Source organism: Marinifilum fragile JCM 15579, assembly GCF_001310955.1.
GTDB classification, from domain to species: domain Bacteria; phylum Bacteroidota; class Bacteroidia; order Bacteroidales; family Marinifilaceae; genus Marinifilum; species Marinifilum fragile.
Map to the genome: position 1 here is coordinate 65,265 of NZ_BAZX01000021.1, position 13,349 is coordinate 78,613.

A 13,349-nucleotide genomic window follows, 5' to 3' on the forward strand; every position below is an offset into this window, starting at 1 on the left:
TAGAATTGTTATGAAATACGTAGATGAAGTAATGGACTATTTCGACAAGAAGGATGGTCCTGATGTGAAAGATTTCCTCTACAGGATTTTATCTAAATGGAAGATATTTGTAATCTGTGGAGTATTGGGGATTTGTATTGCTTATTTGGTAAGCAAATATTCAACCCCTGTTTACATGATGCGAAGTAGCTTATTGGTGCACGTAGACCCTGATGAAACAAGTGCAAAGCAAATGTTCGAAGGGTATCAGCTGCGAGATAAGGCAAATATTCAAAATCATGTGGAAATTCTAAAATCCTTTACCATAAACCGAAAAGCAATGGAGAACCTGGGCTGGACACAATCCTGGTATAAAAAAACATGGTTTATAGATAAAGGAATGTATCGAAATGAGCCTTTTGAAGTTATTCAACACGAAGGTACAAACCTTACAGATATTCCTGTTTTCATAGAACAGATTGATGGCCACACCTATAAAATAAGGGTTGATGGCGAAGCTGAATACAAAGGTGAAAAGGTAAAGGTAAAGTTTGAAAAGGAAGGTTTTTTTAATCAAGCTTTTAACAACAAGTACTTTAATTTTACCATAAAGCCCAAAAATAAGAAGGTAGATCAGGAAGCGAATCATTACTTTGTGTTTAATGATTTGGATAAGCTTACACTGAAATACATGGAGAGTATGGTAATTACAGTTGCCGAGAAGAAAGCCGAATTAATTCATCTGAGAATAGATGATACAGAACCTGCTCGAGGTGTTGATTTTCTGAATGAACTAAATTGGGTATACCTACAATTTAGGTTGATAGAGAAAAACAAAAAGTCAGAAAATACGGTTCGATTTATTGATTCGCGATTGGATGGAATTGTTGATTCCTTGCAATTGGCAGGTCAGAGTTTTACCAATTTCCGTTCCAGAAACAGGATTGTAGACTTGGGACAGGAAGCTGGAGTGGTAGTGGCTAAAATGGAGGAATTGGAAACCCAACTTTCTCAAGCCCAGATCTCATTGGAGTATTATAAGAATTTACTTCGAAACCTTGGTGATGCCAACCAGATGAAGCAAGTTGTTGCTCCTACGGTTGCCGGAATTACCGATCCAACATTGGATGCCTTGGTTACCAAATTAACTGATCTTTATGGAAAACGTGAAGTGCTTTCATATAGCGTTCAAGCAAAAAATCCGAGTTTGGTTATTCTGAACAAGGAGATTGATGTGATTCGCCAAAGTTTGGATGAAAACCTAAAATCCTTGGTAGCCAATTCTCAAATCGAAGTCGCTAGCCTAAGTGAAAGGATGTCTAAGGTGAAAGATCAGTTGGCTCGAATGCCTAAGAATGAGCAAAAGTTTATCAATATGAAGCGCAATTTCGATTTGAATAACGAGTTGTATACATTTTTACTTAAGAAGAGAGCTGAAGCTGCTATTGCAAAAGCATCAAATATTTCAGATGCTCAAATTATTGATCCGGCCCGATTGGCGACCATTATTAAGATAAAACCAAAACTTGCCATAAACCTGTTAATCGGGATGTTTTTGGGTTTAGGATTTCCATTTTTGATTATTATCCTGAAAGAGTTTTTCAATGATAATATCCAAAGTAAGGAAGAGTTGGTGAAGAAAACACATTTACCTGTTTTGGGAACCATTGCTCATAATCGTTATCCAAACAATTTACCTGTATTCCATCAACCACGATCGGCAATTTCTGAGTCCTTTAGATCACTTCGAACCAATTTAAACTATGTGCTTCCAGATCAGCCTACAAAAGTAATCGGAATTCATTCTACTATTCCATCAGAGGGGAAATCATTTGCAACTGTTAATTTGGCCAGTATAGTTGCCATGAACAACAAAAAAGTTCTTCTGATAGGAGCAGATATGAGGAAGCCTAAGGTTGAGAAAATGTTTGATCTGGAGAATAAGGTTGGTTTGAGTACCTATTTAATTCGATACAATAAATGGCAAGAAGTAGTGCAAAATACACACATCAAGAATTTGTATTGCGTGACTTCTGGCCCTGTTCCTCCAAATCCTGCTGAGTTGCTTGAAAATGGGCGTTTGGAGATGTTTTTGAATGCCGTAAAAGGTAAATTTGATTATGTATTTATCGACAATGCTCCAATATCAATGGTTACTGATGGCTTTATTACGGGCAAGTTGGCAGATGCCAATTTATTTATACTTCGACAAGGTTTCAGTCATAAAGAGCAAATCAATTTTGTGAATCAGATTGCAGAGAGAGGAACGCTGAATAATGTGTCCTTGATTCTAAATGATGTAACATCAAATGGATCATATGGAAATTATACCAATGGCGAAGGATATTATTATGAAGAACCATCTCCTGGAATTGTTCGCAAACTATGGGAAAAAGTAAGTAATAATTAAAAATAAGCTAAGGTTCGAAAATTTTCGAACCTTTTTCTTTTACATACTCTTAGAAAGCTAAGATTAATTCTATAAATTTAAAGGGAGTATTATTCCCTTAATAAGAAATTCATGATTATTGCTGTTGATTTTGATGGAACCATAGTGCAACATAAATACCCCCAAATTGGAGATGAAATTCCTTTTGCAATTGAAGCTTTACTTGAATTGCAAAAAGAAGGCCATCAACTAATTCTTTGGACTTACCGAACAGGTGCTTTATTGTATGAAGCTGTAGATTATTGCGAAAGCAAAGGCTTGGAATTTTATGCTATTAATAAAAACTATCCTGAAGAGGAGTTTGATGAAAGTGTTAGTCGTAAGATTTATGCTGATTTGTATATCGACGATAGAAATATTGGGGGTATTCCTGATTGGGGAAATATCTACAAAATGATTTCCACAAAAGAAGAGGTATACCCAACTGAAAAAAAATCAGGTAGTTCGTTTACCCGATTTCTTGACAATTTGTTCGGAGAATAAAAGTCAAATAGTCAAAAGGTAAAAAAGTGAAATAGTAGAACTTCGACTAATCTCTATAGTTTTCAAATGGCACTAACATTTTTTTGCTGATTGCTGACTGCTGAAGACTCCAATTTATTTTGAAACTTGAATTTTAATCTTCTTTTTCTTTACTCTTTCATTCTTCAATTTATTGACAAGCTTTTGTCCTAAGCCTCTCTTTACAGCTACGAAAGAAGTATGATCCAGTACATCAATTTTTCCAAGTTCGTCTTTTTGCAAGTTTCCTATTTTAAAGAAGAATCCAACCAAATCCACTTTATTGATTTTTTCCTTCTTTCCTAAACCAATATAAAGGGTTTCCCAAATGGGAGAATTGGGGATTTGAACCTCATTTTTAATAGAGAAAACCGGAATATCATCGGAGATAAATTCAGGAACTTTTTCTTCTTCGGCCAATACAATAAAGGAATTTCCTTTTGCATGCATTCTGGCAGTTCGGCCATTTCTGTGAATAAAAGCTTCTTCTACTTTTGGCAGTTGGTAATGAATTACATTTTGAATTTCAGGAATATCCAAACCTCTTGATGCCAAATCGGTAGTAATTAACAAATGGTTGCTACCATTTCTGAATTTAATTAAAGCACGCTCCCTATCAGCTTGTTCCAGTCCTCCATGAAAAATATCGCAACTAATATTTTGTTCCTTTAATAAATCAGCAATTCGTTCAACTGCATCTCTATGGTTACAAAAGACCAATCCTGGTTGATCTCCAACAGTACAGATTAGTCTAAACAAAGCATCTAGCTTGTCTTTATCATTTGCAATCACTTTTCTTTGTGTTAAAGCTATTGCTTTTTGTTTTGGCAGGAAATTAATTTCCTTAGGAGAGTTCATTCGTGCAAATTCAGGAATTTCAATTCCCTGGGTAGCCGATGTAAGAACCTTCTTTACACTTCGCGGTAATGATTTAATTACCTCATTCATTTCTTTTTGAAATCCCAACTCAAGAGCCTTATCGAACTCATCAAGAATCAAAAATTTAATTCCTGAAGTATCAAAATTCTCTCTACGTATGTGATCGGCAACTCTACCAGGAGTTCCTATTAAAACAGAAGGTGGATTTTGCAAATTATTCTTTTCAATTCGCATGGAGTGGCCACCATAACAGCAATTTACCTTAAAGGAAGTGCCCATATCCTTAAAAACTGATTCAATCTGCAAAGACAATTCTCGGGCAGGAGAAAGAACAAGTGCTTGAACCCCTTCCTGATCAACATTTAAATCTTTTAACATTGGCAAAAGAAATGCTAAGGTTTTCCCGGAACCGGTAGGCGATAATAGAATTAAATCATTCGATTTTGTCCACGATTTGGTACATACATTTTGCATTTCATTCAGTGCTTTAATGCCCAGTCTCTTTAAAATATCTTCAGTTTTTATTTTCATGTCGCAAAGGTAATAACAATTGGCAGTTATCAATTAATAGTTATCAGCAAACAATGAGCAACAAAAAACTCTTAGATTTTCTCACTTTTCACGACTCTTCAAATTTGAATGTAACAATTAAATCAGTTTTAATTAACCTATGTGAAACATCTTGTAAGAATGCCTTTTGTAGATTAGCATTAATAAAACTACAAGCTAAAAACTATGGAAGCATACAAAGAAGGAATGTACAGAATTGAGGTCATTAATCTTGAAGGCGACGTTGTATATTTAAGTCTTGACTCATTAAATCGATTTTGTGAAGAATCTTTACCAGGAAATTTACCGGAAGATGCTTATACGGTTAGGATCACTGGCAATGATGATTATTTGTATGAGAAGCTCTTGTTAACTGAAGAGTGTTAATATACGATATAATCAAATTTTTTTACCAATAGGAAATGTATTAGGTTTGTGATAGAGATTATCGCTTACCTAAATATCATGACCAATAAAACATCACTTTTAAGTTCGTATAAAAAGGAAAAACAATTAAGGGAATTGAAGGGGATTTTACCTGAGATTTTTGAGGGAGGTGTACTGGATATTCAAAAGCTGAAAGCTTTTATTGGTGAAGATGGTTTTATTGATCATGCAAACTATGAGCTTTCATGGTACGATAAGAAGTTAGCTCTTGATTCTGCAAAAGCAAATTGTGAAGCTGAGCTTGTTTTCGTAAAAGACAAGTCGGTTTTACCTAATAAAACCAAGAACTTATTTATTGAAGGTGATAATCTGGATGCTCTCAAACTTCTTAAAAAGGATTATCAAGGGAAAATAAAATTGATTTACATTGATCCTCCATACAATACGGGTAAAAACTTTGCTTTTAGCGATAATTACCATTTGGCAGCAGATGATTACCTTGAGTATTTGAATCAATTTAATATTGGTAGGGTTGATGAATTTACCCAACACAGAATTGAAAGTGGAGAAATTCATACTCAATGGTTGAATATGATTTTTCCTCGTTTGATACTTACCAAGGATTTTTTGACTGATGATGGAGCCGTGGTAATTTCTATTGATGAGTCGGAGAAAAACAATTTGCAGTTGATTTGTAATGAGGTTTATGGGGAAGAGAATTTTGTGGGTTGCTTTATTTGGGAGAACAGAAGTATTAGCAATGATTCTGCCAATCTATTTTCAACAATTCATGAGTACATTCTTGTTTATGCCAAGGATAAATCAAAGTTAAAGTTCAAAGGAGAAGAGAAGGATTTCTCGAATTATTCCAATCCTGATCAGGATGAAAATGGAGAATGGATTCCTGATAATCCAACCGCAGCAAGTGGTAATGAAAATGCAAGATTTCCAATAACAAATCCCATTACAATGGAAGAATATTTGCCACCCAATGGCAGGTATTGGGCTTTTTCCAAGGCAAGAGTAGAAGAGTGGACCAGATCAGGGAAAATGGTATTCCCAAAGGAAAGAGGGAAGCGATTTTTACTCAAGAAATACAGAAGTGAATTAAAAAGTGAGCAAAAGCCACTCTCATCAATTATTACTGATATTCCAGGTTTAAAGGGAACAAAGGAGTTGAAAGAGTTGTATCCAGAAGAGATTCCATTTAAACATCCAAAACCTACGGACTTATTAATATTACTTTTCGAGCAGTTGTCGGGTAGGGAAGATACTGTGTTGGATATTTTTGCAGGTTCGGCAACTACGGCTCATGCTGTTTATAAAATGAACCAAGTTCAGGATTCAAATCGAAAGTTTATCTGTATTCAAAAAGCAGAAAAGCTTGCAGTAAATGCTGTTGGATACAAATTGGGATTTTCTTCCATTAGTGATATTTCAATCGACCGAATTAAAATAGCAGGAAAATTGCAGTCTGTTAATAATTCTGGTGTTAATTATTTTAAAATTGAATATTTGGAGTGAAAATTACTGAAAGGTTGAATCTTTATCCGCAATTTCAACTAATTGTTAAGCTGTAATTCAATACATTCAGTTTTATTTACTTAATAAGTAATGTAAGGCTTGAATTTAAGATCAAGTTTTTTTACTTTGTGTAAGGCTTTTTTATAGAGATTATTTTATTAAATCCTTAGAAAAGACCATTTTAGATTTTCAACAAAAAACAACGAACACATACATCATCATGGCTAAAATGAAAGCTCTTGTAAAATCCAAGCCAGAAAAAGGTCTTTGGATGGAAGAAGTTGATATTCCTGAAGTAGGAGTAAACGACGTTCTTGTAAAAATTAAGAAAACTGCAATTTGTGGTACCGATTTACACATTTATAAGTGGGATGAATGGTCGCAAAATACCATTAAACCAGGAATGATTATTGGTCACGAATATGTAGGTGAAGTTGCACAAATTGGAGCTGGCGTTACTGGTTTCGAAATTGGCGATCGTGTAACTGGTGAAGGTCACATTGCTTGTGGTCACTGTCGTAACTGTAGAAGAGGGCGTAAGCATGTTTGTGAGAACACAGTAGGTATTGGTGTGAACATCGATGGTATTTTTGCTGAGTATGCTGCTATTCCAGCATCGAACTTGATGAAAATGAGCGATAAGATTCCAGATGAGATGTTGGCCATTATGGATCCATTTGGAAATGCTACTCACACAGCTCTTTCATTTCCTTTGATTGGTGAAGATGTATTGGTAACTGGTGCAGGATTAATTGGTAGCATGTGTGTTGCAGTAGCTAAATTTGCTGGAGCTCGATATGTTGTTGCTACGGAAACCAATCCATTTAGAATTGAGTTGGCAAAGAAAATGGGAGCGGATCGTGTTATCAATCCAATGGAAGAAAGTTTGGATGATGTAATCAAAGAGCTTGGTATGATTGGTTTCGATATCGGTTTGGAATGTTCTGGTGCTCCTGCAGCATTCAACGATATGGTTGGACATATGTACAACTCAGGAAAGATTTCATTATTAGGAATTTTACCATCACAAACCACTGTGAACTGGACTGATATTATTTTCAAGAGTCTTCAGTTGAAAGGGATTTATGGTCGTGAAATGTATGAGACTTGGTATCAAATGGAACAAATGCTAATGAGTGGTTTGGATCTATCACCTATGATTACACACCGTTTTAAAGCTGATGAATTCCAGAAAGGTTTCGAAATCATGGAAAAAGGAGATTGTGGAAAAGTAATCTTGGATTGGGAATAAGAAAAACAAGTTGTATGATATAGGAGAGCCTGGACATTTTGTCCGGGCTTTTTTTGTGCTATAAAGAAAATGTAATTAGAAAAGCAGTATTGATTCCTTCCATGAGTTGACTCTAGCTGGTTACCTAATTGTTTTATTTGAATAATGCTTGAATTTGCAACCTCTTTCAAGAAAATTTACTCTTTTTTTTTTCACCCATTTCTAATTTTGCTTGTGTTAGTCCTCAAATGATTATAAATACAACTTTAACCTAAACCGTCTTGGCACGATCACTTATAACTCAACCAATTTTTGAAGAACTGTTCAAAGAACATTATCGAAGTTTATACTATCATGCATACAGTATATTAAATGACACCGAGCAAGCAAGAGACTTGGTGAATGACTCTTTTGAAGAGATATGGAACCGGAGAAACAAATTAGATATATCTTATTCGCTAAAATCCTTTCTCTATAATACTGTTAGAAATAAATGCATTAATTATCTACGAAAACAGGAGGTAGAAAAAAAATACATCAACAGAAAAAAACACGACATCCATGAGGAAGAGGAGTATAAAGATTATGACTCGGCTTTATTGGAAATTATGAAAGCTGTAGAACAACTCCCCAATCAAAGTAGAAATGTGTTTAAAAAGTGTTTTATCGAAAATTTAAGTTACAAAGAAGCTGCCGAAGAATTGAATGTTTCTGTTAATACCATAAAAACACATGTTACCAATTCCTTAAAACGTTTAAGAAGAGAATTAAATAGAGAAATGTTAATGTTGCTTCTCATTTTTCAAAAAAAATGAAAATAACTCACCCGATTTGAATTTTCATTGTGATAGTGTGTAAAGCAAGCATAGAAACGAGTGATAAGATTGTAGATAACAAGGATGAAACACGATCATAAAAGAATAGAAGAAGTTTTTCAGGTTCTAAGAAAACCTAAAGAAATGCAGGTGAATTTTTTAATGAAGTATCAGGATAATCCACAAATGATTGAATTGTACGAAGAATTAAGAAAGTATAAGGAAGCTGGATTTCTATTGGAACAGATAGATCCACCCAACGTAGGTTTAGAGTGGCAAAAGCTAAAAAATAAACTTCAAAATCAAAAAAAACATAGAAACAACCTGACTATTGCAGCAAGTATTGCAGTACTGCTTGCCTGTACACTAGCATTGCTTTTCGAAAAAACAAGTTGGGAACATAAAGAATATATAGTGCGTTCAAATCGTATTGCAAAAGGTGAGAGTAAAGCAGTGTTGATTACTTCCAGTGGAAATGAGTATGAGTTGGAAAAACTCAAGGATATTGTAATCAGTGAAAAGCAAGGGATGCAGATTATTGCTGACTCGGATAATGTCATTCAATATTGCGAAGAACAGAAAACTGAAAAACTTGAAAATGAGGAGCCCATTTATAATACTTTAAAGGTACCCCGTTTAGGTGAATATGAATTAGTGCTTTCGGACGGAACTAAAGTGCATTTGAATTCCGAAACAGAGCTAAAATATCCAGTGAAATTTAGTGGGAAAGAGCGTATCGTAGAACTTATAGGAGAAGCATATTTTGAAGTTGTATCAAATCCTGAAGTACCTTTTGTTGTAAGAACCAATAGAGTTGACACGCGAGTGTTAGGTACAGAATTTAATGTAAATGCTTATCCGGCTGAAAATGTGGATGTCACACTTGTAGAAGGGAAGGTGGAGTTGCATTCGAAAAAAAATATAAACAAGATTGTATTGCAGCCAGGAGAGAATGCTCTACTACAAACAGGGATGAGTGAAATGAAGGTTTCAAGAGTTGATGTCCGAAAATACACAGCTTGGCGTGATGGTTATTTCTATTTCGAGAAAGAGCGCTTGGAGGATATTTTCATAAAACTGGAAAGGTGGTATGATTTTAAAGTTTTTTACCAAAATCCTGGCGTGAAAGACTATGAGTTTAGAATGAGAGCCGATCGTGATGCAGAGTTTCAAGATATTGCAAAAAGACTAGAGAAAACTGGCCGTATCTCAATACAGATAAGTGGTAATGCAGTTATCGTTTCTGATGTAAATCGCTAAGACATATTAAAATAAACATAAAAAAAGGGATAGTTGGAGCTATCCCTCAATAATGTTCATCGTTGGAGCGATGACCCATTGTTTAATTTCATTTACAAATTTATGAAAAAAAATCTAATCTGCTTTTTTTCAGGATGGAAGAAAAGTAAAAACCGGCAGTTATTTATGCGTTTGACTGTATTAAAACTAGTGTTGTTAATGGGTTTAGCCACTGCTTATGGTAGTGTGAACTCACAAATGGTGATTTCGAGCTTAAAGCTTCAGAATGCAAAATTATCAGAAGCACTCGAAGAAGTTGAAAAATTGAGTCAATACGATTTTGTTTTTAATTACAATGATGTAAAAGGATACGAGGTGACAGTTGACCTCGAGGATATTTCTCTGGAAAAGTGTCTTAACGAAGTGTTATGTGGTCACCCTTTCCAGTATAAAACTGAGGATGATTTGGTAATTGTTTCCTATAAGGAAAGGGTTCCCAAACCAGCAGTGCAAAAGAAAAAAATTTCTATAAAAGGTAAGGTGACCGATGAAAAGGGAGTAGGATTACCTGGTGTTTCCGTTGTTGTGAAAGGTACTCATGTTGGAGTTGCAACTAACATTGATGGTGAGTATAATATTATGGTGGATGATAGAAATGTTACCTTGATTTTCTCATTCGTAGGTATGGAAACTCAAGAATACAAACTGAAGAAAGGTAATGTTCTGGATGTGAAATTAAGTGCTGATCAGGGGCAATTAGGAGAGGTAGTTATTACCGGATACCAGAATCTTGATGGTAGAAAGAAAACTGCTGCTATTACAACTGTTGATATGAAAAGTATAGAAACCAGAGCAGAATCTAGTATTGATAAATTGCTACAAGGTCAAGTTGCAGGTATGTCAATTATGAGTACGTCAGGAGCACCAGGTTCTGTACCTCAAGTTCGAATTCGTGGAACGTCCACTATTAGTGGAAATGTTCAACCTCTTTGGGTTGTTGATGGTGTGATTCTTGACGATCCGATTAATGTTGATGTTAGTGAGATCTTAACCAATAAAAACCTGATTGCTTCTGGAATCGGAGGAATTAACGTAGCGGATATTCAGTCGATCAATGTATTGAAAGATGCTTCTGCAACAGCTCTATATGGAACTAGAGCCGCCAATGGTGTAATCGTGATTACTTCTAAAAGTGGATCTGCAGGAAAAACCAGAATCAGATATTCTGGTAATACAACACTTTCTATGCGTCCCAAACTGGATGACGCGTATATGATGAACTCCAAAGAGAGGATCGATGTTAACCGTGAAATGATTAATAAAGGTCTGTTTTTAACGAACTCAGGTAGAATTGGAGAATACGGTGATGCTACAGACTTTGAACGATATTTTATTGATGTTCATAATAGAACCATAGGTTGGAATGAGTTTGAAGAAAAAGTAAAGGAGCTTGAAACGGTTAATACAGACTGGTTTAAGCATTTATTTAGAAATGCCTTTGCTCAGAATCACAGTTTAAGTGTATCGGGCGGTAATGAAAAAACTACTTTCTATGTTTCAAGTAGTTTTAGAGATGAACAGGCAACCGCAAAAGGTGTGGGGCAGAAAACATATACTGGATCCGTTAAAGTTTCTACTAAAGTAAGACATAATATTCGTTTGGATGCCAAGTTAGATATTACCTCAAGAGACAATAATAGTTTCTTTTCAGCAGATTCTCGTGAGAATCCTTACGAGTGGGCAATTTATACTACAAGAGCGCAAAAAGCATTTGATGAAAATGGCGATTACAATTATATGTATATCGATGATTTGAAGTATAACTACTTGGAAAACAGAAAAACTTCATGGAGGAAATCAAATTCCTTCGGAATAAGGGGGCAGGTGCGCACAGAATGGGAACTTTTCAAAGATTTTCGTTGGACTTCGCTGTTTAATTTTAGTAAACAAAGTACTACTGAGGAGAACGTTGCAAAGGAAAATAGTTTCTTTGTAAGAAGTAAAATGGAGAACTATGTAAAGACAGTTGGTTATTCAACTGAACCTCTATGGTTAGATGGAGGCTTGTATATGGGGAGGAATACTCAAAATCATTCTCAAACCATCCGAAATCAAATCGCATACAATCCTACCATTCGTAATGATCATGAATTGAATGTTATGTTGGGAAGTGAGATTCGAACTTCTGAATACAAAGGGCACAATGATGACATTTATGGTTATGTCCATGACAGGGGACAACAGCTAAATCCCCAATGGAAACTGATTGAAAACATAGGAAGACCTTATTGGGTTAAGAATTTAAATAGATCAGCAAATGTGTCTTATTATGGAGTGCTTGGTTATACTTACAAGAAAAAGTACACTCTAAATTTCAATGCCAGAACCGATGGTTCCAACAGATTTGGTATTAAAACCAATGATTTGTTCCAGCCTTTATGGTCAGCTGGTTTTAACTACCAAATGAAAGAAGAAGGATTCATGAGAAATATCAAATGGATTTCTTACTTGACTTTCCGTGGTTCTTATGGTGTTCAGGGAAATGTTGCTGCACAGGCATACTCTGATTTGATAACAAGAATGGGTACTTACAATACAATTAAGAACCAAAGCCCTTTAATTATTTCTGATCCAAAGAATCCTCATCTGAAATGGGAGAAAAATACCAATTCCAACTTGGCTCTTGAATTTGGATTGTTCGACAGAAGAGTTCGTGGTACGTTAGAATATTATTACAAAAAAGGGGAGGATTTACTTGGAAGAAAACAAGTTTCTGATGTAACTGGTTTTAGAAGTATTCAGGTGAACTGGGCTTCAATGGAAAATAAAGGTTTAGAGGCTAGTTTATATGTAAAACCAATCCAGACAAATAATATTGAATGGTCTTTTTCTGCAAATATTGGTTGGAACAAAAATAAAGTGTTGGATGTATATTCCAAGTCGGGATATAGAGACTTAACAGATGCATTTAAGACTTCCTACGAATCATCTGCTGTAATAGGTAAACCTTTAAGTGGTTTGTATTCATTCCGATATGCTGGATTAAACGAAAATGGTGATGCTACATTCTACTCGGGACAGTTTGAAGAGGATGAAAATGGAAATAAGGTAGAGAAAAAGGTATTAACCGGTGTAAAAGATATAGAAGCTTTAAAATACGAAGGACCAACAACTCCACCAATACAAGCGGGGTTAACCAATACTATAAGCTATAAGAATATCACTTTATCTTGTATGTTGGTAGGTAGCTTTGGAAATGTAATACGCTTACGAGAGTTAGCGCCTCCTTCTGGGTTTGGTTTTTTCTATCCAGACCCTGATGCTAACATGCCAAAAGAATGGGTGAATCGTTGGAGAAAGCCTGGCGACGAGTTAACTACGAACATACCTAGGTTAGGGGATGAAGAATATAATTATGACTTATTTGGATATCCTGATAATGTTTACATGTACAATAACAGTGATTTGCGAACCGTTAAGGGTGATTTTGTTCGTTTACAAAATGTGTCTTTGAGTTATAATCTTTACTCGGAAAAGCTAAGGGAAAAAGGGATTCAAAATATACAATTTACATTGCAGGGAAGTAATTTGCATGTTTGGAAAAATTCCAAATTGAAAGGTCAGGATCCTGAGGCCACCGGTACTGCAAGAAGTTATGCTGCTTCTAACAGTGCAAATGTGTCTTTTGGGAATACATACTTACCTATACCACGTTCCTATTCTTTCTCAGTAAATGTTAGTTTTTAATCTATAATGATAAGTTAAATAGAAAGCTAATTAAAAATATAATATTAGG

General features: G+C 35.1%; 9 protein-coding genes. 8 read left to right on the forward strand and 1 reads right to left on the reverse strand.

Going from position 1 to position 13,349, the window contains the following annotated elements; translation table 11 throughout:
* Positions 1-10 precede the first annotated feature (10 nt).
* Both JCM15579_RS14460 and JCM15579_RS14465 read left to right on the forward strand, forming a co-directional pair.
* Positions 11-2,389 (forward strand): GumC family protein, encoded by a 2,379-nt coding sequence (locus tag JCM15579_RS14460; RefSeq protein ID WP_054721157.1) that lies wholly within the window; start codon positions 11-13, stop codon positions 2,387-2,389.
* Between the two features lie 111 nt (positions 2,390-2,500).
* Positions 2,501-2,911 carry a BT0820 family HAD-type phosphatase gene (locus tag JCM15579_RS14465; RefSeq protein ID WP_054721158.1) on the forward strand — a complete coding sequence of 137 codons (411 nt, stop codon included), beginning with the start codon at positions 2,501-2,503 and terminating at the stop codon, positions 2,909-2,911.
* Between the two features lie 114 nt (positions 2,912-3,025).
* Here JCM15579_RS14465 and JCM15579_RS14470 read toward each other — a convergent pair whose 3' ends face one another.
* Complete coding sequence (locus JCM15579_RS14470) at positions 3,026-4,339, reverse strand: DEAD/DEAH box helicase (protein WP_054721159.1); 1,314 nt, start codon at positions 4,337-4,339, stop codon at positions 3,026-3,028.
* A gap of 204 nt (positions 4,340-4,543) precedes the next feature.
* Between JCM15579_RS14470 and JCM15579_RS14475 the strand changes: the two genes are divergently transcribed.
* The 6 genes from JCM15579_RS14475 (at position 4,544) to JCM15579_RS14500 (ending at position 13,300) form a co-directional block, all read left to right on the forward strand.
* Positions 4,544-4,744: a hypothetical protein gene (locus JCM15579_RS14475; RefSeq protein ID WP_054721160.1), complete on the forward strand. Its 201-nt coding sequence runs from the start codon at positions 4,544-4,546 to the stop codon at positions 4,742-4,744.
* A 48-nt stretch (positions 4,745-4,792) separates the two neighbouring features.
* Positions 4,793-6,268, forward strand: coding sequence for a site-specific DNA-methyltransferase (locus JCM15579_RS14480; RefSeq protein ID WP_157471494.1), 1,476 nt, complete (start codon positions 4,793-4,795; stop codon positions 6,266-6,268).
* A gap of 220 nt (positions 6,269-6,488) precedes the next feature.
* Positions 6,489-7,520, forward strand: a complete 1,032-nt coding sequence (tdh, locus tag JCM15579_RS14485) for an L-threonine 3-dehydrogenase (RefSeq protein ID WP_245625915.1) — start codon at positions 6,489-6,491, stop codon at positions 7,518-7,520.
* Positions 7,521-7,780: 260 nt separating this feature from the next.
* Positions 7,781-8,314, forward strand: coding sequence for an RNA polymerase sigma-70 factor (locus tag JCM15579_RS14490; protein ID WP_054721162.1), 534 nt, complete (start codon positions 7,781-7,783; stop codon positions 8,312-8,314).
* Positions 8,315-8,398: 84 nt separating this feature from the next.
* Positions 8,399-9,574: a FecR family protein gene (locus tag JCM15579_RS14495; RefSeq protein ID WP_054721163.1), complete on the forward strand. Its 1,176-nt coding sequence runs from the start codon at positions 8,399-8,401 to the stop codon at positions 9,572-9,574.
* 102 nt (positions 9,575-9,676) lie between these two features.
* Entirely contained in the window at positions 9,677-13,300 is a 3,624-nt protein-coding gene (locus tag JCM15579_RS14500; protein WP_157471495.1) for a SusC/RagA family TonB-linked outer membrane protein, read from the forward strand.
* The last annotated feature ends 49 nt before the right edge of the window (positions 13,301-13,349 follow it).